This window comes from Geodermatophilus sp. SYSU D00700 (genome assembly GCF_054050255.1).
In genome coordinates this window covers 106,401-132,877 of the sequence record NZ_JBJGZA010000005.1, presented here as the reverse complement: position 1 = coordinate 132,877, position 26,477 = coordinate 106,401, and the positions used below count along the sequence as shown (strand labels likewise).

The 26,477-nt window shown below is 72.7% G+C and carries 30 protein-coding genes; 17 read left to right on the top strand and 13 right to left on the bottom strand.

What is annotated here, in order from left to right; translation table 11 throughout:
- The first annotated feature begins 21 nt into the window (after window positions 1–21).
- The gene (locus ACI79V_RS06295) at window positions 22–2,751 is read left to right on the top strand and encodes an ATP-binding protein (protein ID WP_456887562.1); all 2,730 of its coding nucleotides are present in this window, start codon (window positions 22–24) and stop codon (window positions 2,749–2,751) included.
- Entirely contained in the window at window positions 2,691–2,843 is a 153-nt protein-coding gene (locus ACI79V_RS06290) for a hypothetical protein (RefSeq protein WP_456887561.1), read from the top strand. The genes ACI79V_RS06295 and ACI79V_RS06290 overlap by 61 nt, the downstream gene beginning before the upstream one ends.
- A 543-nt stretch (window positions 2,844–3,386) precedes the next feature.
- On the opposite strand, the gene ACI79V_RS06285 is transcribed toward ACI79V_RS06290, so the two are convergent.
- Window positions 3,387–3,824, bottom strand: coding sequence for a hypothetical protein (locus ACI79V_RS06285; RefSeq protein ID WP_456887560.1), 438 nt, complete (start codon window positions 3,822–3,824; stop codon window positions 3,387–3,389).
- 637 nt (window positions 3,825–4,461) lie between these two features.
- Here ACI79V_RS06285 and ACI79V_RS06280 point away from each other — a divergent pair.
- The 5 genes from ACI79V_RS06280 (at window position 4,462) to ACI79V_RS06260 (ending at window position 8,035) form a co-directional block, all read left to right on the top strand.
- Window positions 4,462–5,433, top strand: a complete 972-nt coding sequence (locus ACI79V_RS06280; RefSeq protein WP_456887559.1) for a M12 family metallopeptidase — start codon at window positions 4,462–4,464, stop codon at window positions 5,431–5,433.
- A 75-nt stretch (window positions 5,434–5,508) separates the two neighbouring features.
- On the top strand, window positions 5,509–5,778 hold the full coding sequence (locus ACI79V_RS06275; RefSeq protein WP_456875677.1) for a hypothetical protein: 270 nt from the start codon (window positions 5,509–5,511) through the stop codon (window positions 5,776–5,778).
- Between the two features lie 54 nt (window positions 5,779–5,832).
- The gene (locus ACI79V_RS06270) at window positions 5,833–6,594 is read left to right on the top strand and encodes a WS/DGAT domain-containing protein (RefSeq protein ID WP_456887558.1); all 762 of its coding nucleotides are present in this window, start codon (window positions 5,833–5,835) and stop codon (window positions 6,592–6,594) included.
- A gap of 44 nt (window positions 6,595–6,638) precedes the next feature.
- A complete protein-coding gene (locus tag ACI79V_RS06265) occupies window positions 6,639–7,430 on the top strand; it encodes an alpha/beta hydrolase fold domain-containing protein (protein ID WP_456887557.1) in 792 nt (263 codons plus the stop codon).
- Complete coding sequence (locus ACI79V_RS06260; RefSeq protein ID WP_456887556.1) at window positions 7,427–8,035, top strand: nucleoside monophosphate kinase; 609 nt, start codon at window positions 7,427–7,429, stop codon at window positions 8,033–8,035. The genes ACI79V_RS06265 and ACI79V_RS06260 overlap by 4 nt, the downstream gene beginning before the upstream one ends.
- Before the next feature lie 163 nt (window positions 8,036–8,198).
- On the opposite strand, the gene ACI79V_RS06255 is transcribed toward ACI79V_RS06260, so the two are convergent.
- Window positions 8,199–8,480 carry a hypothetical protein gene (locus tag ACI79V_RS06255; RefSeq protein WP_456887555.1) on the bottom strand — a complete coding sequence of 94 codons (282 nt, stop codon included), beginning with the start codon at window positions 8,478–8,480 and terminating at the stop codon, window positions 8,199–8,201.
- Window positions 8,481–9,006: 526 nt separating this feature from the next.
- Window positions 9,007–9,312: an antibiotic biosynthesis monooxygenase family protein gene (locus ACI79V_RS06250; protein WP_456887554.1), complete on the bottom strand. Its 306-nt coding sequence runs from the start codon at window positions 9,310–9,312 to the stop codon at window positions 9,007–9,009.
- A gap of 284 nt (window positions 9,313–9,596) precedes the next feature.
- Between ACI79V_RS06250 and ACI79V_RS06245 the strand changes: the two genes are divergently transcribed.
- The 5 genes from ACI79V_RS06245 (at window position 9,597) to ACI79V_RS06225 (ending at window position 13,571) form a co-directional block, all read left to right on the top strand.
- Entirely contained in the window at window positions 9,597–9,776 is a 180-nt protein-coding gene (locus ACI79V_RS06245; RefSeq protein WP_456887553.1) for a hypothetical protein, read from the top strand.
- A gap of 1,022 nt (window positions 9,777–10,798) precedes the next feature.
- The gene (locus tag ACI79V_RS06240) at window positions 10,799–11,329 is read left to right on the top strand and encodes an AAA family ATPase (RefSeq protein ID WP_456887552.1); all 531 of its coding nucleotides are present in this window, start codon (window positions 10,799–10,801) and stop codon (window positions 11,327–11,329) included.
- 371 nt (window positions 11,330–11,700) lie between these two features.
- Window positions 11,701–12,306, top strand: coding sequence for a dihydrofolate reductase family protein (locus tag ACI79V_RS06235; RefSeq protein ID WP_456887551.1), 606 nt, complete (start codon window positions 11,701–11,703; stop codon window positions 12,304–12,306).
- A 411-nt stretch (window positions 12,307–12,717) separates the two neighbouring features.
- Window positions 12,718–13,302 (top strand): class I SAM-dependent methyltransferase, encoded by a 585-nt coding sequence (locus ACI79V_RS06230; RefSeq protein ID WP_456887550.1) that lies wholly within the window; start codon window positions 12,718–12,720, stop codon window positions 13,300–13,302.
- The gene (locus ACI79V_RS06225) at window positions 13,302–13,571 is read left to right on the top strand and encodes a hypothetical protein (protein ID WP_456887549.1); all 270 of its coding nucleotides are present in this window, start codon (window positions 13,302–13,304) and stop codon (window positions 13,569–13,571) included. The genes ACI79V_RS06230 and ACI79V_RS06225 overlap by 1 nt, the downstream gene beginning before the upstream one ends.
- A gap of 68 nt (window positions 13,572–13,639) precedes the next feature.
- On the opposite strand, the gene ACI79V_RS06220 is transcribed toward ACI79V_RS06225, so the two are convergent.
- Window positions 13,640–13,969, bottom strand: coding sequence for a hypothetical protein (locus ACI79V_RS06220; RefSeq protein ID WP_456887548.1), 330 nt, complete (start codon window positions 13,967–13,969; stop codon window positions 13,640–13,642).
- Between the two features lie 529 nt (window positions 13,970–14,498).
- On the opposite strand from ACI79V_RS06220, the gene trhA reads away from it, so the two are divergent.
- The 4 genes from trhA to ACI79V_RS06200 all read left to right on the top strand — a co-directional run bounded on the left by trhA (window position 14,499) and on the right by ACI79V_RS06200 (window position 18,112).
- Window positions 14,499–15,194, top strand: a complete 696-nt coding sequence (gene trhA / locus ACI79V_RS06215) for a PAQR family membrane homeostasis protein TrhA (RefSeq protein ID WP_456887547.1) — start codon at window positions 14,499–14,501, stop codon at window positions 15,192–15,194.
- A 63-nt stretch (window positions 15,195–15,257) separates the two neighbouring features.
- Window positions 15,258–16,295, top strand: coding sequence for an alcohol dehydrogenase catalytic domain-containing protein (locus tag ACI79V_RS06210; RefSeq protein ID WP_456887546.1), 1,038 nt, complete (start codon window positions 15,258–15,260; stop codon window positions 16,293–16,295).
- A 180-nt stretch (window positions 16,296–16,475) separates the two neighbouring features.
- Window positions 16,476–17,201 (top strand): GAF and ANTAR domain-containing protein, encoded by a 726-nt coding sequence (locus ACI79V_RS06205; RefSeq protein WP_456887545.1) that lies wholly within the window; start codon window positions 16,476–16,478, stop codon window positions 17,199–17,201.
- A 227-nt stretch (window positions 17,202–17,428) separates the two neighbouring features.
- Window positions 17,429–18,112, top strand: a complete 684-nt coding sequence (locus tag ACI79V_RS06200; RefSeq protein WP_456887544.1) for an ANTAR domain-containing protein — start codon at window positions 17,429–17,431, stop codon at window positions 18,110–18,112.
- A 57-nt stretch (window positions 18,113–18,169) separates the two neighbouring features.
- Here ACI79V_RS06200 and ACI79V_RS06195 read toward each other — a convergent pair whose 3' ends face one another.
- The 6 genes from ACI79V_RS06195 to ACI79V_RS06170 form a co-directional block, all read right to left on the bottom strand.
- A complete protein-coding gene (locus ACI79V_RS06195) occupies window positions 18,170–18,406 on the bottom strand; it encodes a hypothetical protein (RefSeq protein WP_456887543.1) in 237 nt (78 codons plus the stop codon).
- Window positions 18,407–18,613: 207 nt separating this feature from the next.
- Window positions 18,614–19,024, bottom strand: a complete 411-nt coding sequence (locus ACI79V_RS06190) for a hypothetical protein (RefSeq protein ID WP_456887542.1) — start codon at window positions 19,022–19,024, stop codon at window positions 18,614–18,616.
- A gap of 17 nt (window positions 19,025–19,041) precedes the next feature.
- Complete coding sequence (locus tag ACI79V_RS06185) at window positions 19,042–19,815, bottom strand: GAF domain-containing protein (RefSeq protein WP_456887541.1); 774 nt, start codon at window positions 19,813–19,815, stop codon at window positions 19,042–19,044.
- The gene (locus ACI79V_RS06180) at window positions 19,796–20,284 is read right to left on the bottom strand and encodes an STAS domain-containing protein (RefSeq protein ID WP_456887540.1); all 489 of its coding nucleotides are present in this window, start codon (window positions 20,282–20,284) and stop codon (window positions 19,796–19,798) included. Before ACI79V_RS06180 ends, ACI79V_RS06185 begins: the two co-directional genes overlap by 20 nt.
- A gap of 180 nt (window positions 20,285–20,464) precedes the next feature.
- On the bottom strand, window positions 20,465–21,700 hold the full coding sequence (locus ACI79V_RS06175; protein ID WP_456887539.1) for an acyl-CoA dehydrogenase family protein: 1,236 nt from the start codon (window positions 21,698–21,700) through the stop codon (window positions 20,465–20,467).
- Window positions 21,701–21,861: 161 nt separating this feature from the next.
- The gene (locus ACI79V_RS06170; protein ID WP_456887538.1) at window positions 21,862–22,830 is read right to left on the bottom strand and encodes an AraC-like ligand-binding domain-containing protein; all 969 of its coding nucleotides are present in this window, start codon (window positions 22,828–22,830) and stop codon (window positions 21,862–21,864) included.
- A 237-nt stretch (window positions 22,831–23,067) separates the two neighbouring features.
- Here ACI79V_RS06170 and ACI79V_RS06165 point away from each other — a divergent pair, with 237 nt between their 5' ends.
- Window positions 23,068–24,246, top strand: a complete 1,179-nt coding sequence (locus ACI79V_RS06165) for an MFS transporter (RefSeq protein ID WP_456887537.1) — start codon at window positions 23,068–23,070, stop codon at window positions 24,244–24,246.
- Window positions 24,247–24,308: 62 nt separating this feature from the next.
- Here the strand turns inward: ACI79V_RS06165 and ACI79V_RS06160 are convergent, their stop codons facing one another.
- The 3 genes from ACI79V_RS06160 to ACI79V_RS06150 all read right to left on the bottom strand — a co-directional run bounded on the left by ACI79V_RS06160 (window position 24,309) and on the right by ACI79V_RS06150 (window position 26,450).
- Complete coding sequence (locus tag ACI79V_RS06160; RefSeq protein WP_456887536.1) at window positions 24,309–24,875, bottom strand: dihydrofolate reductase family protein; 567 nt, start codon at window positions 24,873–24,875, stop codon at window positions 24,309–24,311.
- A gap of 124 nt (window positions 24,876–24,999) precedes the next feature.
- Window positions 25,000–25,725 carry a Crp/Fnr family transcriptional regulator gene (locus ACI79V_RS06155; RefSeq protein ID WP_456887535.1) on the bottom strand — a complete coding sequence of 242 codons (726 nt, stop codon included), beginning with the start codon at window positions 25,723–25,725 and terminating at the stop codon, window positions 25,000–25,002.
- A 74-nt stretch (window positions 25,726–25,799) separates the two neighbouring features.
- Complete coding sequence (locus ACI79V_RS06150) at window positions 25,800–26,450, bottom strand: chemotaxis protein CheB (protein ID WP_456887534.1); 651 nt, start codon at window positions 26,448–26,450, stop codon at window positions 25,800–25,802.
- Window positions 26,451–26,477 lie beyond the last annotated feature (27 nt).

Sequence of the window (26,477 nt, the reverse complement as noted above, 5' to 3'; positions counted from 1 at the left end):
ACCAGATGGCACCCTCCACGCGTGGGACTGACTCGCCCCCCGGGTTTCTTGGACCGCGCCAGTGAGTGCGACGAGCTCGATCGGGTGCTGGTCGATCTTCGCTCGGGCTCGAGCGTCGCCGTCGTCATCCGTGGTGAGGCAGGCATCGGCAAGACCACGCTCTTGCGGTACGCCGCGCGCCGGGCGGCGGGGATCCGCCTCGCTCACGTCACGGGCGTCGAGGTCGAGATGGAGCTGCCCTTCGCCGGCGTCCATCAGCTCTGCGCCCGGATGCTCCATCGGCTGGATGCGCTCCCCAATCCCCAGCGTGATGCCCTCAGCATCGCTCTCGGGCTGTCGGCTGGAGAACCTCCCGAACGGTTTCTCGTCGGGTTGGCGGTGCTCAGCCTGTTGTCTGCCGTGGCGGAGGAGCAGCCGCTGCTGTGCCTCGTGGAGGATGCCCAGTGGCTCGATGCTGCGTCGGCCCAGGTCATCGGGTTCGCCTCGCGACGCGTCCTTGCAGAATCGGTGGCGATCGTCGTCGCAATCCGCGAACCCGCCACGAGGCCGGAGTTCGACGGTCTCCCCGAGCTGCGCCTGGGAGGGCTGCCCACAGATGATGCGCGGGTGCTGCTGGCAACCGCCGTCCCCGGCCGGCTCGACACGAAGGTCCGCGAGCGGATCATCTCGCAGACCGGCGGCAATCCACTCGCGCTGCTGGAGCTGCCACGGCGCATGACGGCAGCGGAACTGGCCGGGGGCTTCGACCTTCCCGCCTCCGGGGGCCTCTCTGCGCACATCGAGGACCACTATCGGCGGCGTGTCGGCGAGCTGCCTGAGGCGACGCAGCGACTGATGCTGCTCGCTGCGGCTGATCCGTCAGGCGACGCCACGCTCCTCTGGCGGGCCGCGCCGAGGCTGGGCATCGACACCAGTGCGCTGGCGCCCGCAGCGGAAGCGCAACTGCTGCAGATCGGGGCGGAGGTCCGATTCCGCCATCCGTTGGTGCGCTCGGCGGTGTATCGGGGAGCGTCTCGCGAAGACCGGCAGCGTGTGCACCGTGTGCTGGCGGATGTCACCGATGCGGAGTCCGAGGCCGACCGCCGCGCATGGCACCGAGGGCAGGCGGCGAGCGGGCACGACGAGGACGTCGCCGCTGAGCTCGAGCGCTCAGCCGGTCGGGCGCATGCGCGCGGAGGCTTCGCGGCAGCGGCGACGTTGCTCCAGAGAGCCGTCACACTGACCGGCGACCCCGCTCGCCGAGCCGAAAGAGCGCTCGCCGCAGCGCGGGCCAGTCTGGGTGCCGGGGCGTTCGACGTAGTGCAGGGGCTCCTCGCGGCCGCGGAGGCGGGACCACTCGACGAGATGGGGCGCGGACGACTCGAGCGACTTCGGGCCGACCTCGCATACCGCCAAGAGACGAGCGGCGAGGCACCCCGGATGCTCCTGCAGGCCGCGAAGAGACTCGAGACGCTCGACGTGCGCCTCGCCCGCGACACGTATCTCGACGCGTGGAGCGCAGCGCTCTACGCCGGCGGACTTGCGAGTGCCGGCGGCGGCCTGCACGACGTCTCGCTCGCGGCGATCAATGCGCCCCATCCCACAGACACTCCGCGTCCGCGCGACCTACTGCTGGACGGCCTCGCGCTGCTGTTCACCGACGGACGCCTCGCCGCGGCACCCATCCTCCGGCGCGCGATCGGTGCGTTCGCGAGTTCCGAGGTCTCGGGGGAGGAGCTGGCCCGCTGGGGTTGGATCGCGTCACGGGCGGCCAACGTCGTGTGGGACTACGACGCCTGTCTCGAGATCTCGACGCGAGCGGTTCAACTCGCTCGTGACTCAGGAGCGCTCGAGGTGCTTGCCATGTCGGACAACGCGTGCGGGCAGGCCGCCGCAATGGGCGGCGACCTACCGACTGCCGCACTGGTCGCGAGTGAGCTCGATGCCGTCAGGGAAGCGACGGGTACCCATCTCCCGCCAATCGCCGCCCTCGCGCGAGCGGGAATCCACGGCGAAGAGGTCGAAGCCTCACGACTGATCAGCGACACGATCGTAGAAGCCACCGCCCGCGGTCAGGGCGTGGCCGCACAGTATGCCCGCTGGGCCAGCGCGGTTCTCCTGAACGGCCTCGGTCGCTACGACGGGGCACTCGTAGCGGCCTTGGAGGCGAGCGAGGAAACTCCGGAGATGCCCCTCGCCATGTGGTCGCAGATCGAGTTGATCGAGGCCGCCAGTAGGACCAAGAAGATCAAGCTCGCAGTGAAGGCCCTGGCGCGACTCGAGACGCAGACGGTTGGGAGCGACACCGATTGGGCGCACGGGGTCCTTGCCCGTTCACGGGCGTTGATCAGCGAAGGCCGGGCCGCCGAGGACCTGTACCGTGAGGCAATCGCTCGGCTGGAGCGCACTCGGCTCCGGCCGGATCTCGCTCGTGCGCGTCTCCTGTTCGGAGAGTGGTTGCGCCGCGAGAAGCGCCGCATCGACGCACGCGGGCAACTGCTCGAGGCTCACGATCAGTTCACGTCCATGGACATGAGGGCGTTCGCCCAGCGCGCTCGCGGTGAGCTCCTGGCATCTGGCGGAAAGGCGCGTCGGCGGACCCTCGAAACGCGTGACGACCTGACGGCCCAGGAGCGTCACATCGCACAGCTCGCGAGCGCGGGCTGTCGAACACGGAGATCGGTTCGCGGCTGTTCCTCAGCGCCCGCACGGTGGAGTGGCACCTGCGGAAGGTATTCGTCAAGCTCGGAATCCGGTCGCGCCGCGAGCTGACCGGCTCCCTAGCGGCACACCATGACGCGACATCGCGCACGACACAGACCCCTCACCGGGAAGAGAATCTGCGTGACCCCGGGCGAGACTGACAGCGCTCGAGCGAGACTTGAGCACCGGCCCCGCGACCCGACCAGCGCAGGGATGTAGGCAAACGAACCTGCGAACCCCTAACGCTCAGACCAGGCCACCGGCCCGCAGTCGTCCGCCGGAGGCAAGGACGTTCACCATTCCGCGGACCAACCGGAGGGGGATCGAAGGGAATCTGCGGCGCTGCAGACCGTCATCCGGTGGTCGCTCGGCCTCGGTAGACGAGAGGTCGCTGTGCGCACCTGGCGGATGGTGACAACTCTGACCCGACAGTCTCCCGTGGCCGAGGCGCTCCCTCGTTCGGCGCGTTCTCAGCACACGACTTGGCATGGGGAGTGACACGCCCGAGTACGGGGGAGAGCTACAGCGACGGGTACAGCAACGCGCTCCGAACCACGGCAAATTAGGGCGGACGCAGGCAGACGACGCAGGGGGCTCACCTGCGCAGATGGCACATCGGCGAACGGCGACGAACCGCTCGAATGTGACTGGGGGTCAAGGGGTCGCAGGTTCACATCCTGTCAGCCCGACTGCGAAACCGCAGGTCAGAGGCGGGTCACCCGACGAGGGTGGCCCGCCTCCCGCATGAGTACAGCAACGCGGCGCGCCGACAGCCACGGTCGCCGGCGGAGCACCTGGTCGAGCCGGTTGGCGACCTCACGCTGCTGGACCGTACCGACGTGGCTGTAGATGTCCGCCGTGATGACGTAGGGCGAGTGGGCCAGGTGCTCCCGGACGACCTTGGTGTGTGTGCCGGCTGCGAGCAGGAAACCCGCCGCGCGGTGCTGGAGGGTGTGCAGCCACCCGTCCTTGAGTGAGTCTAGACGTTGACCAACAAATAGTCGACGTATAGGCGAATAGTACTCAATGTTTGCCCATATCGATACTCTGCCCTCGCTCGGAGCAACGTTGTGGACGGTGTAGCGCGCGCTCCCGATGAACCTGCCGCCGCCCGGCGCGCCCTCGCCAATGGCCACGAACACGAAGGAGCTTTTACCTACTGCGCCCCAAGTGAGGTTGAGCATGTGTTGGCCGTTTCGGTCCCCCCAGTCATGTCGAAAGCAGACCCCAGACTCAAAAAGGTCCCGCTCCACCTCCCCGGCCTCGCTTGGACGAGCGAACGATCGGACTTCATCCTCTTCGTGCAGCTTCCACCGCAGCCGGCTCTCTGCGTGTTCATGCCGCCGAGGTGGCGCTTGCCCATGGGGCCGGAATGCGGGTTCTGCGGTTGCGGTAGCGGTCGATGGCGACCGCCTCGGCCCGGAAGAACTCGATGCCCTCCGCGCGGATCCTCCGCTCTGGCGCGCGGGTCCTCCAACCCGGAAGGAATCGACGGACCAGGGTGTGCATGTTGAGTCGCAGGTGTCTCCTGCGCAGCCAGCCGGCGATGCGCCCGAAGGCGTCGTGCTCGACATACCGAACTGTCCCCTGGGTGCCGGCCCTGGAGCGCTCGAGAGGGCGACGTGTGCTGGTGATGGGCGTGGCGGAGCGTTGACGACGTGGTGACGGGCGACTCGGACTCTGGTGCTGTCGGGAGTACGTGTGCCGGGCGGTCGCTGCCCAGGACCTCGGCAGTCTCCCGACGCCACCCGAGGATCACTGGACACGAGGAGACCCGATATGGACGAGAACCGCTACCGGGAGGCGTTGCGCAACATCGCGCGCATAGCGGGTCAAGCGGCCGAGGGCCACACCACATCGCCCGACAGCGCCGACGGGTTCGACATCGGCGCGGGTTGTCACGTCATGCCCCTGCCGCCACGGCTGCACGCGAAGGCGGCCGAGGTGGCGGCGGCAGAGAACCCGGTGAACGCGCCTCTGCAGGAGCTGCTGGTCGTCGGCGAAGGCGTGCTCACTCCGCAGCGACTGACCTTCTTCACCACCAAGTATTGGGGGCCTAAGCCCAAGGCGCTGACGGTGAGCTTCATGGAGACCACCGCGGCCGACCTACGGGCGCGCATCGTCAGCCACCTCAACGCCTGGGCCCAGTACGGCGGCATCTCCTTCGTCGAGACCTCGGGAACCGGCGACGTCCGCATCTCTCGGGGACCGGGAGGCTACTGGTCTTACCTGGGCACCGACATCAAGCTCATCCCACAGAATCGGCCGACGATGAACCTGCAGGGCTTCTCGATGAGCACTGATGAGAAGGAGTACCGCCGGGTCGTGCGTCATGAGGCCGGCCACACGCTGGGCTTCCCACACGAGCACATGCGTCAGGCGCTGGTCGAGCGCATCGACAGGCAGAAGGCCTACGACTACTTCTGGCGGACCCAGGGCTGGTCCAAGGAGATGGTCGATCAGCAGGTGCTCACACCGCTGGACCCGTCCAAGATCATGGGCACCGAGCCCGACCAGGACTCGATCATGTGTTATCGGCTGCCTGGTGAGATCACCAAGGACGGTCAGCCCATTCGCGGTGGGGCCGACATCAACACGATGGACGGCAACGCCGTGGCGATCATCTATCCCAAGGTTCTCCGTGCCGCGGACGTCGTCCCGACAACCGGCGCCGAGGCGGAGGTGCCCACGCCACGCATTCCCGTCGCGGTGGACTGGGACCCCAGTGAGGACGTCGCAAGCGTCTCCTGAGGGAGGGGTCGGCACGTTGGCCGGAGGTCGGGTGAGGTGAGCCGCTACATCGACGTCCGGCCGGACGAGGAGGGCATGCCGTCCGAGCTGGTGATCGTCGTGGGCGATGTGGTGCGCTTCGCCGCGACGGGCGGCCGCATCCGGTCGGGCACTGCGGTGGAGCTGCTCGGTGTCCTCTCCGAGAGCGTCGTCGGCACCGATGGTTCAGTCCTCACCCCGCTCGGCGCGCCGGGCACGGTTCTCATCCGTGCCCGGTCGCCGGGGCTCGCGGTCGTCGACGTCATCTCGGGTGACCCATTTCGGGCACCCGTCACCCGCGGCGTTGTCGTCCGTGTCGTGCCGTGACCTGGGAGAGACGGTGGCCGGGCCAGGCGTTCGTGGCGGAGGTCCGGGCGCCCTGTGCTGAACCATCGCACCGGCCGCGCCTGGGTCCTCCGCACCCTCGACTGCTCGCTCGTCGACCTGCGCGACACCGGACGCACAGCCGGCGGCTCCGTCGACGACGCCTACCTCGCAAGCCTCCTCGGCGGCCTGCGCCGCTACCACGAGCACCACGGCACCCCGGTCGGCGACCTACCCGTCCCCATGCCCGACTCGCTGCGCCGCGCCGACGACCCCCTGGGCGGCAACGAGTTCGCCGGAGCCGTCTTCGGCGCCCCCGCCGGAGTCGAGGACTCGGCCGAACGCATCGCCGTCATCCGGGGACTCGTGCTCTCGGTCGTCACCGAACCCGCGCTCGACACGATCTCGGTGCTCGCCCCGGTGGTCAACCGGCTGCCCGCCGTCGTCGGTGCGACGATCATGAAGCACGGCGGCGCACGAACCGACCTCGCCGCCTCCGACGTCCCGGGCATCCGCGAGAAGGTCTTCCTCGCCGGGGCCCGCATCGACCGCTACATCCCCTTCGGCCCGCTCCCCGGCGTCGCCGTCATGGCCGTCATGACGTCCTACGCCGGGACCTGCAGTATCGGCCTCACCATCGACGGCACCGCAGTCGCCGATGCCGACGTCCTCGAACAGTGCTTCCGTGACGGGCTCGAGGAGGTGCTGGACCTGGCGCGGCCTCCGCGGCGGCAGGGATCCCCACCGTCGTCACGGTCGATTGGAGATGCGACGGGAGCAGCCTGCAGATGCTTGTCATCGGGAGCTTCCTGCGAGTGACCCGGAAGCGGTCGCTGTCCACCCCTGCCCGGGCCCGGGAACGCATGGCCGCACCCAAGAAGGCCGCCCCACCGCCCGAGGCCCTGCGGCAGCGACACGACGTGCACACCCGGGACGTCGGCGGCTTCGCCTGCCACACCGTGGCCCCTCGCGGGATCCGCGCGCAGCGGGCCGCGGTCTACCTGCACGGCGGCGCCTACATCAGCCCCATGTCGCCCCAGCACTGGACCCTGGTCTCCCGGCTGGCCGATGCCGGCCTCCGGGTGGAGGTCCCCGACTACGGCCTGGCTCCCCAGCACACCTACCGCGAGGCCTATCCGTTCGTCGTGGAGGTGTACCGGCAGCTGTTGGCCGAGGCGGAACCCACGGCGATCACCCTCGCGGGCGACTCCGCCGGCGGCGGCCTGGCCCTCGGCGTCGCCCAGACCCTGCCCGACGTCGGGCTTCCTCACCCCCGGCGGCTGCAGCTGATCGCCCCCTGGCTGGACCTCGCCCTGGCCAACCCCGACATCCCGGCGAGCGAGCGGCGTGACCCGTGGCTCAGCAGCGCCGGTCTCCGCGAGGTCGGCCGCGCGTGGGCCGGCGGTGACGACCCGGCGGACCCGAGGCTGAGCCCGATCCACGGACCGCTGACCGGCCTCCCCCCGATCGACGTCCACGTCGGCACCCGTGACCTCTTCCACCCCGACGCGCTCCGGCTGCAGCAGCGGGCAGCCGACGAGCAGCACGCGTTGACGCTGACCGTCTGCCAGGGCGGAGTGCACGTCTACCCGCTGACCCCGACCCCCGAAGGTCGCGCCGCCGCAGCCGCGATCGTGCACGAGATGGCGGCGTGACCGCCTCCCGGCGCCACGCGCTGGATCACACCAGGGAAGGCGCGGTCGATGCGACTGCTGGTGCTCGGTCCACCCGCTGCGGGAAGGGCACCCACGGCGCCCGACTGGCCGCGGAGACGGGAGTCGACCACGTCTCGTCCGGCGACGTCCTGCGCGCCGAGATCGCCGGGCGGACCCCCGTGGGGCGCGAACTGGCCGCTCATGTCGCCCGCGGCGACCTGGTCGCCGACGATCTCCTGTTCCGCCTGATGGTGCGCATGGTCGAGGCGGTGGTGGCGGCATCCGGTGGGTACATCGCCGACGGGTTCCCCCGCACGCTCACGCAGGCCGAGCGCGTACCGGGAGATCGGGATCGACCGCGAGCTGCCCCTGCAGGCGGTCGTCTCGATCTCGGTGCCGGACGGGGTGCTACGACAGCGGTTCTCGACCACCATTCTGACCATCATTGCGCCCTGTTCGGGGTGGTTCGCCACCGTTCGCCGTCGTTCCGTATGCCGGTCGACCTGCGCACATGGACTTCGGCGGACGGTCCTGAACCCCCAGCCGACGGCTGGGGGCAAGGGGTTGACAGGAGTCCCCGGCCAGGTCGAACTCCGTCCGGCTAGCGACGGACGCCCTCGCGGTGAAGTCTGACCCCCGGCAGCGCGTCGGGCCTGACCCCAGCCGCTCGGCTCACCATCCCCACCGCGGCCTCGATCCACCGCGGTGCACCACCGCAGCGGCTGCCTGGTGAAGTCGCTGTGGCGTCGGTCGTTCACGCACGGCGGCTCAGAACGCCGCGACCGCCTCAGCCTTCAACGTTCCCGAGTCATCGACCGTGACATGCCAGACCCTCACGTCTTTGCCCCCGAGGTGGTCCTTCTCGAAGAAGACCACCTTGCCGTCCAGCCTGCGTCCGTGGCCGCGCACCAGGTGGTGCTGGTCCTTCCGGGCGATGGTGAACTCCGCGTCGTCGATCAACGCGCTCAGCGTCGCTGGGGTGCCGTCGGCGACGGACGTCACGACGTAGGGAACGCCGGAGATCACGGTCTGCCTGATGTCACCAGTCATGAGGTGCCCTCTTCTCGGGTCGACTGTCCGACCGTGGTCGGGGAACGCCCAGCCTGTCCCTGATCACCTCCGCTGTCCATGGACGCCGTGGACAGCCGACAGGGATCCGCGCGGTGACCGCGCACCGGACGTCCAAGCTGCTCGGCTTCCTCGGCCGCCGGTTCGACACCAGTGACGAGGCGACGAGACCCTCAACGCCGGCTCGCTGTTCGACAGGTTCACCGCCCGCCGAGCCGCACCGGTCCCTCCCCGCAGCGGCTGAGCCCCGACGCCGTGTGGCGGCCGCGCCATCCCGAGCGCTCCAGCGGCCCTGACGTGCTGGCCGCGGTGAGGGCCCATCAGGAGCCTGCCGGTCCTGCGGTGGTCGACGCCTGGGGAGGAGAGGCCCTCTTCGTCTGGCCGGCCCGGCCTCGCGCTGAGGGGCGGAGCGGCCGTCGTCGGTGACGGGCACGGGCGCCGCTGCCGCCGAGACGGGCAGCTCGACCCAGAGGGAGGCGGACCGATCCCGAGCCCACGGGCAGGTGCCTCACCCGCCCACCCCGGCATCGGCCACGACGGAGAACCACCGGGTCACGTTGGGCGCTGACTCCAGGCCCTCGAGCACTGTGCGCTTGTCGAGGAACGCCGGATCGTCGTGCCAGGCCATCCAGTCCTCGCGGCTGTTCCATGTGCCGACGATCACCCGCGACAGCGGGTCGTCCTCGGGGATCAACACCTGGCCGGAGACCCAGCCCGGCATGCGTCGCGCGGCCTCGAGGCGATCCCGCATCACTGCGTCCCACTCCTGCTGACCTCCAGGCCGCAGCGTGCTGGTGGTGAGCACGGTCATCATCGCCCGCTCCCTCGCCGAAGGATCCGCTCCTGCAGGTCCTCCGGTGTCCGTGGCGCGGTCGGTGAAACCCTGACGCCAGGGATCACCGCCGTCCCGGGGGCCGGCTGGGTTTCGGCCGCGGGGCGTCACGCTGTCCACTGGGCAGGCGGGGTCGGCGGCCAGGTTCCGCCTCGACACGAGCTCGGCCCGCCCAGGCTCCGGCTGCCCAGACGACGCGGGCAGTCGACAGTCGGCTGACGCGACACCCCAGTCGCACCGGCCACTGGCAGCGATCGGGAGGACGGATGGCCGACTTCACCGCGACCGCCATCAGCGAGGGTGACCACTGGGTGATCGACGTGCCGGGTGTCGGTACCACCGAGGCCGACAGGTTCGAGGACCTCGAGGAGATGGCACTCGAGCTGGTCGTCGCCATGACCCACGCAGCCCGCCAGGACGTGCACATCGATCTGCGCATCGTCTGACCGGCCATCGGCGAGGGTGTCGCTGTGACTGGACCGGAGATCGCCGGCGTCGTCGTGCCACTCCTCCGCTTCGGTTTAGTGCGTCAGGAGTGCCTCGGCTGGAGAAGACCTTGGGGCACGGCCGACCCCGTGCACAGTCAGCTCGCCCTCGATGGGGGTACCAGTGCCGGTTGCACGTGGATGTGAGCGCCTCCGCCCGCAGCGACGCGGGAGGTCACCTGAGCCGTGACTGCTGTCGCAGACACGCCCGGCCGCTGGGGAGAAGTACAGCAACGGGTACGGCAACGCGCGCCGATCGGCCATGACTGCCGGCGGATGGCGGCGCGCGCTGTGAACCGCTGACCTGCACGTATAACACCTGTGCGGATGTGGGCAGATGGCCCGAACGTGACTGGGGGTCAAGGGGTCGCAGGTCCACATCCTGTCGACCCGACACGACAACCGCAGTCAGAGGCGGGCCACCCGACGAGGGTGGCCCGCCTCTCGCACGAGTACAGCAACGCGGTCCGAAGGACAGCAGCGGTCACCGGCGGAGCGCCTGGTCGAGCCGGTCGGTGGCCTCCTGCTGGGCATCAGGCGGAGGGGTGTGTCGGCTCGTGATCTCGACATCCCCGGGTGGGCGAGGGGCGCACTCCGCACCTTCCCGGTGGGCGGTGACGCTCGGCTGCCCTCGGCTACGGTGACGGCATGGGTTGCTTCGCCTGCATGGTCGTCCGGACCGCCGTCTAGCGGCGGTACCGCACCGGCCGCCGAGGCGGCCAGCTCCGCTGCCCTCGTGGTGGCGGTCCCAGGCGTACCGCCGGATCGGTGTCCCGCCGGCAGCCCTCACCCACGTCCGCGCTGCCGGGCCATCCTGCCTGGTCAGGGGATCCATGCCTCCATCGCGACGTCTCGATCCACCCTCCGACGAGCCGGCCCCAGCTCATCCGGCAGCCGGATCCGCCGCCGTCGACGGCCGGCCCGACCGGCCGCCGTCGGCTGCTGTCCAGGCCGGCTCGGCACCGGGAACGACGGACCAGCGGGTGGCCACGCTGTTCCTGATGGTCGGGCTGCCGGGCGCCGGGAAGACCACCCGGGCCGAGCAGCTCGCCAGGACCCACCCAGCGCTCCGGCTGACCCCGGACCAGTGGATGATCCCGCTGTTCGGCGACAACCTGGCCGGTGGAAAGCGCTTCGTCCTGGAGGGGCGGCTCATCTCGGTCGCCCTGCAGGCGCTGCGGCTGGGGACCAGCGTCGTGCTCGACTACGGGCTCTGGTCCCGCGAGGAACGGTCGGCACTGCGGTGGCTGGCCCGGGCGAACCGGGCGGCGTGCCGCGTCGTGTACCTGCCGGTGGACGAGGACGTCCAGCTCGCCCGCATCGCGCACCGTCAGGAGACGGCACCGCAGCAGACGTTCCCGATGAGCGAAGCCGATCTCGATCAGTGGCGGCAGCAGTTCCAGGTCCCGGACGCCGGGGAACTCGAGGGCGGCCAGATCCCCGACCCGCCGGCGGGCTGGCCGGGCTGGGCGGCCTGGGCGGCACACCGATGGCCGTCGTGCACCGACAGCTGACCTCGACCCGCCCACGTGACAGTCGCTCTGGCGCCGTCCTGGCCGCCCGCGGTGCCGCGGCCGGCGTGCACCACGGGCCGGCGTCCGTTCGAGGACTGGTCGGGGGAGACGAGAGTCGTCGTGTGCAGGTGGCCGTCCGTCTCCCCGGTGCCACGCCGGCTGGAGGTCGCCAACGGTCAGACGGCCGTGGATGTCCGTTCCCTCGGAGGACGGGCACTCCAACACAAGCAGCGGCGGGCGACCCTCTGACGAGGGCCGATGTCCCGTGGCGGGCCGCTCAGGACGGTTTCCCCGGCACCCCACCGCGCGGCCGATGAACTCGTGGCCCCCGGCCCGTCCAACCTCGTGACACCCGAGGAAAGGACATCACCATGTCGGAGCTTCTCGTCGACTTCATCACCTCTCTCGACGGCTACGCATCGGGAGAGGGATGGCCCGGGTTCTGGGGCCTCGAGGGCCCGGAGTACCTCGCATGGCTCGGGGAGCAGCCCGAGGTCACCTACCTGATGGGAGCGAACACCTACCGCCTCATGTCGGGCTTCGCCGCCGGCGAGGTCCCGGATGGTCAGGACGAGTTCCGGTCCGAGGAAGAGGCGTCCGTCGACGAGCTCACCCGAGCGCCCAAGGTGGTGTTCTCCTCCTCGCTGGAGGAGCCGCTGACGTGGGCCAACTCCACGCTGGTCCGCGACGACGCCGTCGAAGCGGTCCGCGCCATGAAGGAGAACGGCTCGGGGCTCCTCAGCACGATCGGCAGCCTCGGCCTGTGCCGGTCCCTGCTCCGAGCCGGACTCGTCGACCGCTTCCGGGTCGGGATCTTCCCGGTGATCACCGGGGCCACGGGCGCAGAACGCATCTACGACGGCTATCCGGACGTCGCCCTCGAGATGATCGAGCACCGCACCTTCGACGGCCGCATCCAGCTGGTCGAGTACAAGCCGCGCGTGCTCGAGCACCCGCCGCTCGGTGCCCCTGCGTGACGTCGCCCCGCCCGGCTGTCCGGACCGCCGCCAGGACCACAGACCGCGGTCGACCGGCCTGGGACTCCCGCGTGGGTCCTGAGCGTGAGCCGGCAGGTGCAGCCGCTCCGCGGCACCTGAGCTCCGCCATCTCCTGTCACAGCGCCGCTTCGGACCCGGCAACTCCCTCGGCCTCGAGGCGTGTCCCCCAGTGGGCCGCTCCGGGACGGAGGCCGGTCTCGAGGACACCCTCGAGGGGCGGATTGCCCGTCGTCCCGGTGCTCGCCGACCGGGCCGTCACGCGCTCGTCCACCGAGCTCAGGTGTCCGGTCCCCACGCTCGAGGGTGCCGGGAGGGTGGTTGCACGAGACTGAGCGGTTGGACGGTGATGACGACCTGCTGGCAGAGCAGGCCGCCTACTACAGCGCGGCGGTGGACGAGTACGCCGTGGACGAGGACGCTGCGCGCGAGCTGGCCGAGGCACTGGAACGGTTCGGCCCGGCCGGTGACGTCCTGGAGCTCGCCTGCGGCCCCGGTGTCTGGACCGAGCAGCTGCTCCGTACCGCTGGGACCGTCACGGCCGTGGACGCCTCTCCGGAGATGCTGGCCCGCGCCCGGGCCCGCGTCGGCGCGGCGCGGGTCCGCTTCGTGCAGGCGGACCTCTTCGCGTGGAGGCCTCAGCACGAGTTCGACGTCGTCTTCTTCGGCTTCTGGCTCTCCCACGTTCCACTGCACCGGTTCGAGCAGTTCTGGGTGATGGTCCGCGACTGTCTGAGGCCCGGCGGGCGTGTGTTCTTCGTCGACGACAACGCCCGAACGCCCGCGGAGCTCGTCCACGGCGAGGAGTCCTCCGTCATCGAACGTCGTCTCAGGGACGGGACCGCGTACCGCGCCGTGAAGGTCCCCCACCAGCCCGCGGATCTCGAGGCACGCCTCCGAGACCTGGGCTGGGACGTCACGGTCAGGGCGGGCAGCGGCCCCTTCTACTGGGGCGCAGGCACAGCCGAGGAGCCCTGATGTGCATCCGGTGCGAGATCAACGACCTGGTGACCGACGGTGCCTGGGACCGGCTGGCCGGCCTGGTGGACGACCTGCGCCACGGCCGCCGGACCTACACCCCGGGGGAGGACCTGCACGTGCTCGACCCTGCCGAGGACGAGGGCGTGGTGATCCCGATCGTGCCGGACCGGGACCCACCTGAGATCGGCGACCTGTGGGAAGGTCCCGGCGGTCGGACGTTCCGCTGGGACGGGTCGGTGTGGGGCCCCTCCGAGCCGCCGCCGTGAGCGGGCCGCTCGGGGACAGCGGCCAGACTCACCGCGGGGGCGGCTTCAAGAACGCGTGCGGCCAGGGACTACCAGTCGCCGCTGGCGCTGCCGGGCGCTGGGCCATCGTCGCGGGCCGCTCCCGGCGAGTGCAGCGACGGGGGCGGCCGTCGAGGCTCTCGGACCCCCACCTCAGGGCCGTCGTCCACGATGCCGAGCCAGGCGACGACACCGTTGGAACCGGTGCGGCTGCCAGGGGTCGGCTCCTGCTCGGTGATGCGTGCGCGCGACGAGTCGATCCCACACACCTCGACCGAGTCATCGACGACGATGTTCAACGCGAGGTCTCGCTCGTAACAGACGAGCCTCGCGTCATCAGGCTTGAGTCCACGCAGGTCCGGTGCTGTGACCTCGTCCACGTGGGGATGGTCCTGCACCGAGCAACCCCCGGGAGCTGTTCCGGAGTGGGCCGTTCAGGGACACGTCCCTGACCCGGCTTCCCAGCGAAGGGTCGCTACGGCGCCTGCCGAGGAACCGTCAGGCGCTGAGCGGCAGCAGGCGGTGGCGGGATTCACAGGTCTCCCGAGCGGGTAGGACGGCTGCGCACAGAGGGGTCCGCCTGGCACGAGACCAGTGGCGATGGCCACCCCGCGTCGCCGGGATGCACATCCCGGCCGGGAGCGACATGGCCGGCGAGCGGATCACCCGGGACACCTGCGTGCCGGATGGGGGCCACCTGGCGGTCCCGGTGACCGAGTGGTCGTCGGTGTCCGCCGGTCGAGGTCCCCGGCCCGTGCACCCCGGCGCGGACGTGTGCCGGCGGCGGGAGGGACCGCCCAGTCGTCGCACTCCGAGCGGCCGACCGCCGTCGACGTCGCGGAGGCCCGGCGCGGGCACCGGGCGCCCGGTCCGGCGGGACGACCGCCGAGTGGTCCGATGACCGGGGAGGTGAGCCGGACGGACGGGCAGCTGAGCGCGGGCGTGACGTGGCACTACGACGCCCGGCGCGGCGTGCAGTACGTCCGACCCCTGCTGCGCGGCTGGCTGCACCTGCTGTGGTTCCTCGCATCGCTGGTCGCGGGGACGCTGCTCCAGGTCGCCGCCCAGGGGACCAGGCAGGTGGTCGGTGTCGCGGTCTACACCGGCTGCCTCAGCGGCCTGTTCGGCGTCAGCGCCCTCTACCACCGGGGTGTCTGGGGTCCGGTCGCCGGCCGCGTCCTGCAGCGGGCCGACCACGTGATGATCTTCCTGCTGATCGCCGGTACGGCCACTCCCGTGCTGCTGCTCGCCGCTGGCGGCAGCCACGGCCTGGTGCTCCTGGTCCTGCTGTGGTCGCTCACCGCGGTGGGGATCGGGGTCCGCCTGGCCCACATGGACGCACCCGAGTGGCTCGTCGGCGGGGCGTTCATCGGGCTGGGAGTGGTCAACGCGCTCGCCCTGCCCGCCCTGTGGACCGACGGCGGTGTCGCCGCCGCGGTGCTCGTCGTCGTCGGCGGGCTGCTCTACATCGCAGGAGCCGTCGCCTACCACCGCCGCCGACCCGACCCGTTCCCGACGGTGTTCGGCTACCACGAGGTCTTCCACGCCTTCGTCTGCGCCGCCGCCACCTGCCACTTCGTGGCCATCGGGCTGCTCGTCGCGTGAGGCGGGTCGCTCCACCCCGGCGGCTCACCGGGTCCCGGCGCGGACGCCTGACAGCATGTGCCGGTGCGCGCCGTCGTCGTCGACTCGGTCCGGGCCCGGCCCCAGGTGCGGGAGGTGCCCGAGCCCACCGCCCCGCCCGGCGGGGTGGTGCTGCGGGTGACGGCCACGGGCGTGTGCCGCAGCGACTGGCACGCCTGGGCCGGACACGACGAGGTCGTGTTCCCGCACGTGCCGGGGCACGAGCTCGCCGGGGTGGTGGTCGAGGTCGGTGCCGGCGTCACCCGCTGGCGCCCCGGTGACCGGGTGACCGTCCCGTTCGTCTGCGGCTGCGGACGCTGCGAGTGGTGCCGGGCCGGGGAGGCCCAGGTCTGCCCGGACCAGCAGCAGCCGGGCTTCACCCACTGGGGGTCCTTCGCCGAGTACGTCGCCCTGCACGCGGCCGACACCAACCTGGTGCGCATCCCGGACGGGGTCGACCCCGTCGCCGCGGCCGCGCTGGGGTGCCGGTTCGCCACGGCCTACCGCGCCCTGGTCGGTCGCGGGCGGGTCGGCGAGGGGGAGTGGGTCACCGTGGTGGGCGCGGGTGGCGTCGGCCTGAGCGCTGTGGCGATCGCCCGCTCGCTGGGGGCCCGGGTGGTGGCGGTGGACCGCAACCCCGAGGCCCTCGCCGTGGCCGCCGATCTCGGCGCGGAGCACACCGTGCACGCCGACGGTCGCGACGTCCCGGCGGCCGTCGTGGACCTGACCCGCGGCGGCAGCCACGTCGCCGTCGACGCCGTGGGGAGCGAGCAGACCTGCGCGGACTCGATCCTGAGCCTGCGCCGGCAGGGGCGGCACGTGCAGGTCGGGCTGCTGCCGCCGGTCGACGGTCACCCGCGGGTCCCGATGGCGCGGGCGATCGGCTGGGAACTGGACCTGCTGGGCAGCCACGGGATGGCCGCGGCCGACTACCCGCCGATGATGGCGCTCGTGGAGCGCGGTTCGCTGCAGCCGCAGCGGCTGGTCGAACGCACCATCGGCCTGGAGGAGGCCGCCGCCCTGCTGCCCGTGTTCGACCGGGCGGCGGTCGCCGGCATGACCGTGGTCGACCCCGCCCGCTGACGCGGGCCGGGAGTCCAGGCACGACGACACGGCGGCCGGGTACGTTGCTGACGGAGCCGCGCCGGCGGCTCCGGACGGGTCGTGCAGCCGGCCTGGCGGATCACGGGCCACCCGCCAGGGCGGCCCGTCCCGGGGTCGCGACCCCTCGTCGACCAGCCGGGCCCGACGGAGCGGACCGCGATGAGCACCGACCACGACCAGCCGCCGCCCGGACCCGGGGACGTCCACGACGCCTTCGCCGAACTCGGCCGGATGTCCTTCGACGACAGCTCCCTGGACGGGATGCTGCGGAAGGTCGCCGACCTCGCCAAGCGCGTGACACCCGGCGTCGAGGAGGCCTCGATCAGCCTGGTGGTCAACGACCGGGCCACCACCGCGGCCTACACCGGCAAGCTGGCGATCGACCTCGACGAGTCCCAGTACGGTCGCGGCTACGGCCCCTGCCTGGAGGCGGCGGTCGGTGAGGAGATCCGGGAGATCACCGACGCCCGCGAGGAGACGCGCTGGCCCGACTACGCCCGGGTGTGCGTCGAGCGCGGCTCGCTGAGCTCCCTGTCCGTCCCGGTACCGGTACGGGAAGCCGTGCACGGTGCGCTGAACCTCTACGCGGTCGAGGCCGACGCCTTCGACGACGAGGCCAGGGACGTCGCCCGGGCCTTCGCCTCCTACGTCGCCGTGGCGGTGCACAACATGCACCTCTACGAGAGCACCCGGGACCTCGCCGAGAACCTGGACCGGGCCATGCAGACGCGGGCGGTGATCGAACAGGCAAAGGGCATCCTGATGGGCCAGCGCCGCTGCGACGCGGCAGCGGCCTTCCACCTGCTCGCGGCCGCCTCGCAGCGGTCCAACCGCAAGGTCCGCGACATCGCCCAGGACATCGTCGACGGCGTCAGCCGCCCCTGAGACAGCCCGCAGCGGGCGGCGCCGGCGACGTCCTCCGCGTGCGGACGACCGGACGTGGGTGTTCGCGCGAGTCCGTTCCGGTCGGCCGCCGCACGTGCCACAGTTCGGGGGTGGATGAGAACAGTCCCCGTCCCGGGCAGGGGCCGGGAACGCAGCGTCCCGAGACACCCGAGACCGCCGGACGGAACCACCGTGGGCGGCCGTCCTCGCAGGCCACCGGGGAGGCCGTGCGGGCGGACCTCTCCCAGGTGCTGGCCGACCTCGCGCGGGAGATGCAGCGCCACACCGACGCCAGCTCGGTGATGCAGGTCATCGTCGCCGCCGTGCGGGGGACGATCCCGGGGGCCGACGAGGCCAGCGTCAGCCTGGTGCAGTCCCGGCGGCGGGTGGTGTCGGCCGCGGTCACCGGTGAGCTCGCGCGACGCCTCGACGACCTGCAGCAGGAGACACACCAGGGTCCGTGCCTGGACGCCATGTACGAGCAGCGGACCGTGCGCGTCGACGACCTGGCCACCGACCCTCGCTGGCCGGAGCTGACCCGGAGGGCCGTGGCGCAGCTGGGCGTGCGCAGCATGCTGTGCTTCCAGCTGTTCGTGCACGAGAACGACCTCGGGGCGCTGAACCTGCTGGCTCGCCGGCCGGCGGCCTTCACCGACGAGTCCGAGCGCATCGGCCTGCTCTTCGCTGCCCACGCCGCCATCGCGGTCGCCGACGCCCAGGACCTCGACCACATCGCCACGGCCCTGGGGAGCCGGGACCTGATCGGCCAGGCCAAGGGCATCCTGATGGAGCGGTACAAGATCACCGCCGAGGTGGCGTTCGCCCTGCTGGCGAAGACGAGTCAGGACACGAACCAGAAGCTGCACGTGGTCGCCGAGGAGCTCACTCGGACCGGCGCCCTCGGCCGCTGAGGCCGCGTCCGGGACTCGGCCGGGACGCGCAGCCGACCCGTCGCGGCCCGAGCGGGCCTACCGGAGCGCGGCCAGGGACGGGCAGCCGACGTCCCACAGGGCCTCGTTCAACGCCTGGGCCAGGACGTTGTGCTCGGAGTCCGACCAGCGCCCCGCACCGCTGAGGTAGTCGGCCAGCTCGGCGCGGGAACGGTTGCCGCCGCAGCTGACGTAGTCCCACCACAGGGCGGTCACGGGCAGGCGCCCCATCCGCCAGGCGATGACGGTCAACGGGGGCGCAGCGTCGGTGGTCACGGGGATCCCTCTCGCGACGGACGTCGCGGGTCCTGGCTGCTCGCCACGCCACGGCCTCCGGTCTGACTTACCGGGGGGTGACCTCGGCCGCGGGACCCCGATCGAGGGTCCGCCTCGCGGATGCGTCGCTGTTGGGCGCACTGTCGACGCACGTCCGCGTCGCCGCTGGGCGCCACGCTACGCGCACCGTGGCGGGCGCGCCGGGTCTCAGGCGGTGGCGCTGTCCTCCCCGTGACGGGTTGCCGGCCGCGGTGAGGTGGGTGGCGCCTCCTCCGCCTGCGGCCGCGTGGTCCCGCTCGCGCCGTCGAGGTCCAGCAGCCTGGCGATGGCGGCGCGGAGATCCGCGGCCGGCGCGGGAGCGCGGGGCGCGTCGGGGAGTGGGGTGACCAGCGGGACCCGCGCCGCGCGGTACACCTCCTCGAGCCGCTCGTTGACGGCGACGGCGAGCACGTTCTGGTCGAAGTCGGCCAGCGGCAGGAGCCCGTTGAGGTAGGCGTCGAGGTCGAACAGGTCGCCGTTGCCGCCGAGGGCGATGTAGCGCAGCCACAACTCGCGGACGGTCATCTCCGCGCGCAGCCGCGCGGCCTCCACCCGCTCGTGCCGGTCCTGGTCCGTCACCTCGGCCGCCCGTCGACTCAGGACGTCGGCGGTTCGCCGACGCCGCGGGGGAGCGCGGCGAGGAGGTCCCGGGCGATGTCGTGCACCGGACGGCCGGTGCCGTCGGCGGCGGCGGCCAGCCGGGCGAAGGCGACCTCCCGGTCCGGCGCGCCGCGGGCCAGCAGCACGCCGATGGCCTGGCTGACCACGTCCCGGCCGGCCAGGGCGTCGGTCAGCCGGCGGCCGAGCTCCCGGGCGCCGGACAGGTCCCGGGTGGCGGCCAGCAGGATGGCCGCCTGCCGGGCGAACAGCGTCATCACCTGTTCGTCGTGCTCGTCGAACCGGCCCGGCTGCAGCCCGTACAGCTTGATCGCGCCGATCGACGTCCCGTCGGTGACCAGCGGGGCGCTCAACGCCGACCGGACGCCCAGCCGGGTGGCCTGCTCGCTCCACGCCGGCCAGCGCCGGTCGCCGGCGACGTCGTCGATGCGCACGAGCTGCCCGGTGCGCCAGGCGGTCAGGCACGGGCCCTCGTCGAGGGAGTACTGCAGGGCGTCGGCCTGCGTGGCCAGCTCGCTCGTCGCGGCCATCGTGCGGGTGCCGTGCTCGTCGACGACGGTGACCGCCGCCCCGTCGGTGCCCGGCGCGGTCGCCGACGCCAGCGCGGTGACCAGCTCCACCGCCGACCGGACCGTCTCCTGCGACAGCACCAGGCCGGCCATCTGCACCAGCGTGGCCGCCAGCCGCTCCGGACCCTCCGAGCCCCTCGGCCCGTCCGGCCCCGTGACCGCGTCAGGCCCGACCGGAGGCATGCCGCCCTCCTGGGAGCGCTCCGGTGCGGGGAGGACGCGCCGGGCGGGCCGCGGACCCCTCCGGAGCTGCCCCACGCGCAGCGGGGGCCCGGCCCGTCCGGCGGTCGGCCGGCGCCGGGGCGGTCCGCGCGACCGGCGCCAGCACGTCGCCCAGCCCGGCCAGCCTCAGCAGCCCTCGCACGAACGGACGCGCACCGACCACGACCACCGTGGCACCGGCGTCCGCGGCGGCACGCCGGACGTCGGCCAGGGCCCGCAGCCCGGAGGCGTCGCAGAAGGTCAGCCCGGTCACGTCCACGACCCAGGCCGGCGCGGCGGCGGCGGCCAGCGCCGGACACGCCGCGGTCAGGTGCCCGCAGGTCGCCCGGTCCAGCTCACCGGTCAGCACGACCCGCCGGGTCGGGAGGTCGAGGGTCACCAGCAGCCCGGCCACGGCCGGTTCCGGTGAGGAGAGGGAGGTCGTCGTCACGGCACGTCCTGGACTCGGATGCGCGCCACGGCAGCCGGCCCCGATCGCCGGGCTCACGACGGCTGAGCGCGCACGAATCGGGCCGGGTGTTTCGACCCGTCCGTCACGGTAGCCCGTCCCCGGCACCGGCGGCCACCGGCGGTCCGGGCCGGCCACCATCTCGACCACCGTGGGGCGGCCTCACGCCATGCCGGACGCCGCCAGCGGGTCGTAGTCGGGCCGGCGGAGGAGGTCGTGCAGTTGGCGACGCCGGACCCCGGTGTTGCTGCCCTCGATGATCGGGTAGGCCAGCGCGTCGGCGAGGAGGTCCATGAGCGGGAAGCTGCGGTCGTACGCCGAGACGCCGACGATCTTGACCAGGTCGTTGACGACCGCGACGCCGGTCTCGGAACCGAGGACCTTGGCGTGCAGTGCCAGCTCCAGCGCGGAGGGGTGCTGCGACATCACGGCGTCCAGCGCCCGCCAGCTCAGCAGGCGCACCGCCTCGATCCGGCCCTTGGCGTCGGCGAGCACGTCGGCGACGGCCTGGTGCTCGATGATCGGGACCGCTCCGCCCCGCTTCTCGGTGAGGGCGAAGCGATGGGCGACGTCGAAGGCCGCGCGCATGGCCGCGACCGCGAACGTGCCGATCGAGGCGCCACTGCCGAGGAACGCGCTCCGGGTCAGTGCGACCCCCTGCCCCTCGGCGCCGATCAGGTTGCCGCGCGGGACCCGCACGTCGTGCAGCCTGATCCGGGAGGTCAGGCAGCCGCGCAGGCCCACCAGGTCGTAGTGCTCCTCCACCTCGATCCGGCCGGCCAGCTGGGCCCGCTCGGCGACGACGAGGGAGATGCCGCCCGGGGTGCGGCAGACGATGGTCATGACGTCGGGGCCGTCGCCGTCCCACCCGGACAGGTGCGACGCCCATGCCTTGCGCCCGTTGACCACCCACTCGTCGCCGTCGAGCACGGCGGTGGTGCGGGTGCCCTCGGCGGGTGCGGGAGCGTCGAAGTTCGCACTCCCTCCCGGCTCGCTGTAGGCCATCGCGGCGACGGGCGCACCGTGGTCGACGAGGAAGGGTGCGACGAACCGCTCGATCTGCTCCGGGGTCCCCGCCTCGTACACCGGTGCCAGGGCGATCAGCGGGCCGGCCATCGAGATGACGAAGTCCGGGCTGTGGGTGGCCCACTCCTCGATGAAGATCGCCGCGTCCACCCCGCTGGAGGCCGCACCTCCGAACGGCACCGGGACCAGGCCCTTGAGGAAGCCGGCGGTGACCGCCTTCTCGAAGACCGGTCGGGCGAGCATGGCCCGGGTGAGCGGATCCGGCTCCGCCCGCACGGCGGCGGCGAGGTCGCGCAGGTGCTCCTCGGCGAACCGGCGGGCGACCGCCTTGAGCTGCTCCTGCTCGGGCGTGAGGGTGAACGACACGGTCATCGCGGTGCTCCTCGCTGGCGGACCCGGCGGTGCCCGGGGCACCGGCCAGGGTCGCCCCGCTCGCCCGGGCCGTCCTGGCTCCGGGTGCACCGATCCCGTGCAGTTCGTGCACCCCGTCGGCCGTGGCCGGGACGCCGTCGGCCCGCCTCCCGACCGGCCGTTCAGCGCCTGGTGGCGTGCGCCGTCCGCGGGCCGGTCGTGGCCGACCGGCGCACGTCCCGGGGACTGGCGCCGAAGCGGCGGCGGAAGGCGCGGCTGAACGAGGTGGGGTCGTCGAAGCCGTGCGCCGCGGCGATGTCGATCACCGTCCGGGAGACCTGCGGATCGGCGAGCAGGTCGGCGCAGCGGTCGAGGCGGTGGGCGCGCACCGTGGCGGCGAAGGACTCCCCGGATCCGGCGAAGACGTTGTGCAGGGTCCGGGGGGAGATGGCGAAGCGCCGGCAGACGGTGGTCACCGACAGGGAGCGGTCGGTCAGGTGGTCCCGCACGTGCTGCACCACGGCGGCCCGCAGGGCGGTGCGGTCGATGGCGCCGGCGCGCACCGCGGGAGCTGCCGTCGCCGCGGCGACCGCCGACGCCAGGGCCTGCTCCAGGTCCCGCAGGGCGGTCCGATCGCCGGCCTCGCCCACCTGCCAGAGCGCCGTCATGAGGGCGGTGACCGCCCCGCCGGCGCCCGTGCCGTCCAGGCCCACCCCCGTCCGCGGCCGCCGGCCGGCCAGCCGTGACCGCAGCTGCTGGTGCGGGATCCGGAAGGAGAGCATCTGCCACTCGGTGTCGAAGTCGAAGTGGTACGGCTCGGTGGTGTCCACGACGACGAACTGCCCGGGCTCGACGACCGACTCCTCGCCGCCCTGGCGGGTGTGGCACCGCCCGGCGAGCTGGAGGTTCACGAAGTAGAACTCACCCTCGGTGGCCGCGACCTCGCGCGGGCCGTGGTCGGTGGCCTGCGGCTGGGAGAAGATCCGCGCCCGGTTGACCTCGACCAGTGGCCGGGTCTCGACCTTCGCGGCGAACCCCGGACCGCTCGTCTCGCGGCGCGGGGTCAGCGGGACGAACGCCCGGCAGATGACCTCGTGCCAGTAGTCGAACTGGTCCCGCTCCGGCAGGCGTGTGACGTCCCAGACCGCCACTGGCCGTCCCTCCCACGTGACGCGCGCTGGCTGTGCAGCCCGGCGGAGGCCGGGGCAACGGTCGTGATCCTCCCGCCGGCGGCGGGCCGGGGACAGCCTCGGCTGCGCGAGGCCGCAGCCTTCCGCCCGAGGCGCCTCCGCCCGGCGAGGGAGCGGTCGACGTCCCCCACGTCGCGCGTGGTGGACTCGGCGCGGCGCCGCTGGGGCGTCGTCCGTCGGCGGTGCGGAGGTGGCGGCGTGCCGGTGCGTCCGCTGGGGCTCGTCCTGCTCGTGGCGCTCGCCTCCGCCGTCGCGCAGGCCTTCGGCCGGTTCTCCTACGCCCTGCTCCTGCCGGCGATCAACCGCGACCTGCTCGGGTCCTACGCGCTCGCCGGGCTGGTCGCCACGGCCAACGTCACCGCCTACCTGCTCGGCACCGTGGCGGTCAGCGCGCTGTCGCGCCGCGCGCGGCCGGCGGCGCTCATCAAGGCCGGGCTGGCCTGCAGCGCGCTGGGGTTGGCGCTGCTCACCCGGGCCGAGGGCGCCGGGACCCTGGCGGCCGGGCTCACGCTGACCGGCGTGGGCGGCGCCTTCATCTGGGTGCCGGCGCCCGGCCTGGCCGGCTCCGTCGTCCGGCCCGCCCGCCGCGGGGCGGCGATCGGCGTCGCCGGCTCGGGCATCGGCGGCGGCATCGTCCTCGCCAGCGCCCTCACCTGGTCCCTGCAGGCCGCCGGCGGGGACGCCTCCTGGCGCACGGTGTACCTGGTGGAGACGGCGATCGCCGTCCTCGCCCTCGTGCTGTGCCTGCTGCTGCTCCGCCCGGCCCGGCACCGTGACGACGACGTCCCCGTCCGTGCCGGCGCGCTGCGGCGGGTCCCCGGGTGGATCGGCCTGACCGGCGGGTACGCCGCCTACGGCCTGGCCTACTCCGTCTACACCAGCTACCTGGTCACCGCGCTGGAGGACGACGCCGGCTTCTCGCCCGGCCACGCCTCGGCGGTGTACACCCTCGTCGGCGTCGGGCTGGTCGCCGGCGGGGTCGTCCTGGGGCCGCTGTCGGACCGGTGGGGGCGCGGTCCCACGCTGGTCGGCGGCTACCTCCTCATGGCCGCGGCGATCCTGCTCGTGCCCCTGGGCGCGGAACCCCTCGCCTCGGCGTCGGCGCTGCTGTTCGGGCTGACGATGTCCGGGCTGCCGGCCGTCATCGCCGCCCGCCTGTCGGACTCCCTGACCCCGCGGGAGTTCGCGGGCGCCTTCGGCCGCTGCACCCTGGCCTTCGGCCTGGCGCAGCTCGCCGGCCCGCCGCTCGGTGGCTGGCTCGCCGAGACGACGGGTGGTTTCCTCGTCCCGTTCCTGCTCGCCGGTCTCGTGGCGGGCGCCGGCGCGGCGCTGAGCCTCGACGTCGTGCGCAGCTCGCGGGTCGGCGCCCTCCCGTGAGCGGCAGCCCCGGCCGCTCGTCGGTGGCACCCGGGGACACCGACCGGGGTGGCCGGGGACACCTACGCGCGTCGGACCGCGTAGCGCAGCAGGACGACACCGTTGCCGAAGGGCCGGGTCTCCACCAGCTCCAGGTCGGTCGGGTGGTCAGCGGTCTCGAACAGCCGCCGGCCGCGGCCGACGACGACCGGGTTGACGTAGAGCCGGTACTCGTCGACGAGGTCCAGCCGGCGGAAGGTCTCGACCAGGTCGACCCCGCCGAGCGTCATGTCCCCGCCGGGCTGCTGCTTGAGTGCGCGGATCTCCTCGGGGTCCACCGCTGACCGCAGTGAGGCGTTGGGGCCGACCTCCTGCAGCGTGCGGGAGAAGACGATCTTCGGCACCGCTCGCCAGATGCCGGCGAACTCCCGCATGGTCGGCGGGTTGTCCGGGTCCTGGTCGGCGGTCGGCCAGAACGCCTCCATCAGCTCGTAGGTGACCCGGCCCTCGAGGAAGGCGCTCATGGTCGCGAGGTGCTCGTTGAAGTGCGCGTGCAGGTCCTCGTCGACGCGGTGCCAGCTCAGGTCGGAGTCCGGCCCCTCGGAGTAGCCGTCCAGCGACAGCATCATCTGCACGACGATCTTCCGCATGCGTCCTCCCGGTCCACGGCTGGGTCCGGGAGCTCCGACCGGCGGACGCAGCCGATCTCATCGGTCCCGCCGGCTCCCGACCGACCACGGGTCGACGCGGGTGGGGCCGGTGCCGCGGCGGCGGTCAGAGCCCGGGAGCCGCGGTGAGGCGCCGGTACTCGGCCTGGATGACGTCGTAGCAGTCGCACGCCGCGTCGTGCAGGGCGTCGACGTCGACGACGGTGATCCGCCCGCGGGTGTAGCGGATGACCCCGGCCTGCTGCAGCACCCCGGCGGTGAGGGACACCGTGCCGCGGCGCACGCCCAGCATCTGGGCCAGGAACTCCTGGGTGAGGCTGAACTCGTCGGCACCCACCCGGTCGCGGGTCTGCAGCAGCCACCGGGCGCAGCGCTCCTCGGTGGTGTGCAGGCGGTTGCAGGCGACGTTCTGGGCCAGCTGCACCATCGTCGCCTGCGTGTAGCGGTGCAGCAGGTCGTGCAGCGCGCCGTCGGAGGTGAGGAACCGGCGCAGGTCGCCGGTCGCCAGGCGCGCGGCGGTGCCGGCGACCTGGCAGAAGCAGTCGTGTGGGCTCTCGGCGGTCCCCAGGAACACCGGCAGGCCCGACATCCCCTCGAAGCCGACCGTGGCGACCTCGACGGCCGCCTCGCCCTCGACGATGGCGACCACCGACAGGACGGCGTCGAGGGGGAACCAGACGTGCTCGATGAACTTCCCGGCCTCGTACACCTCGTCGCGGACGTCGAGCGGGACGACCTCGAGGAGCGGCTCCAGCCTGCGGAACTCGTCCGCGGGCAGGAGGCCGAGCAGGACGTTGCGCCGCGGATCCGGTGCGGTGCTGTCGGTCGGCACGGGCCGCCTCCCGATTCGTCGGGCGGTGTTCCCGTCGTCTCCGGGACGGCCAGGCTACTCCCGGAGGACCGGGGTCAGGCCGGTACGAGCGGGGGGGGCAGCCGGGCCCACGGCGGTACGGGGACGGCGAGCAACTCCGCCGCGCCCGGTGCCATCGTGTACGCCACCAGCGCGGGGGCGACGAGCGGCAGCGGCAGGGCGTGCTCGACGCAGCCGGTGGCCAGTGCCGCGCTGGGCATGCCCGGCGCCTCGGCGTCCTCGGGGTCCTGGACCAGCACCCGCCCGCCCACCCGCCGCACCGCGCGGACGCCTGCGGCCCCGTCGGACAACCGGCCGGTCAGCACCACGGCCAGCACGCGCGGGCCGAACGCGGCGGCCGCACCGAGGAGGAGCGCGTCCGCAGCCGTCGCCGTCGGGTGGGACCGCAGCGTCAGCAGCCCGTCCGCGGCCAGGTCGGCGGTGGTCCCCGCCGGCAGGACCGTCACCCCGGGGACCAGCGGACCCGGTGTGGCGGTCCGCACCGGGAGGTCCGCACAGGCGCGCAGCAGGTCGGTCAGCAGGTCCGGGTGCCCGGGACCGCGGTGCTGCACCACCAGGACCGGTACGGGGAAGTCGGCCGGCAACCCCGACACGACGGTGCGCAGCGCCCGCGGACCGCCGAGACTGGCGGCCAGGACGACGACGGAGAAGCCCTGGCGCCGGTCGGGAGCGGTCGGCGTTCCCACCCGATCGACGGTACTCCTGTGTCAGGT

What these genes read in the sequence shown, in the direction of transcription:
- ACI79V_RS06280 (WP_456887559.1), top strand. Translation starts at nt 4,462, where the DNA reads ATGGACGAGAACCGCTACCGGGAGGCGTTGCGCAACATCGCGCGCATA.
- ACI79V_RS06275 (WP_456875677.1), top strand. Translation starts at nt 5,509, where the DNA reads ATGCCGTCCGAGCTGGTGATCGTCGTGGGCGATGTGGTGCGCTTCGCC.
- ACI79V_RS06265 (WP_456887557.1), top strand. Translation starts at nt 6,639, where the DNA reads ATGGCCGCACCCAAGAAGGCCGCCCCACCGCCCGAGGCCCTGCGGCAG.
- ACI79V_RS06255 (WP_456887555.1), bottom strand. Translation starts at nt 8,480, where the DNA reads ATGACTGGTGACATCAGGCAGACCGTGATCTCCGGCGTTCCCTACGTC.
- ACI79V_RS06250 (WP_456887554.1), bottom strand. Translation starts at nt 9,312, where the DNA reads ATGATGACCGTGCTCACCACCAGCACGCTGCGGCCTGGAGGTCAGCAG.
- ACI79V_RS06245 (WP_456887553.1), top strand. Translation starts at nt 9,597, where the DNA reads ATGGCCGACTTCACCGCGACCGCCATCAGCGAGGGTGACCACTGGGTG.
- ACI79V_RS06235 (WP_456887551.1), top strand. Translation starts at nt 11,701, where the DNA reads ATGTCGGAGCTTCTCGTCGACTTCATCACCTCTCTCGACGGCTACGCA.
- ACI79V_RS06225 (WP_456887549.1), top strand. Translation starts at nt 13,302, where the DNA reads ATGTGCATCCGGTGCGAGATCAACGACCTGGTGACCGACGGTGCCTGG.
- ACI79V_RS06205 (WP_456887545.1), top strand. Translation starts at nt 16,476, where the DNA reads ATGAGCACCGACCACGACCAGCCGCCGCCCGGACCCGGGGACGTCCAC.
- ACI79V_RS06185 (WP_456887541.1), bottom strand. Translation starts at nt 19,815, where the DNA reads ATGCCTCCGGTCGGGCCTGACGCGGTCACGGGGCCGGACGGGCCGAGG.
- ACI79V_RS06175 (WP_456887539.1), bottom strand. Translation starts at nt 21,700, where the DNA reads ATGACCGTGTCGTTCACCCTCACGCCCGAGCAGGAGCAGCTCAAGGCG.
- ACI79V_RS06160 (WP_456887536.1), bottom strand. Translation starts at nt 24,875, where the DNA reads ATGCGGAAGATCGTCGTGCAGATGATGCTGTCGCTGGACGGCTACTCC.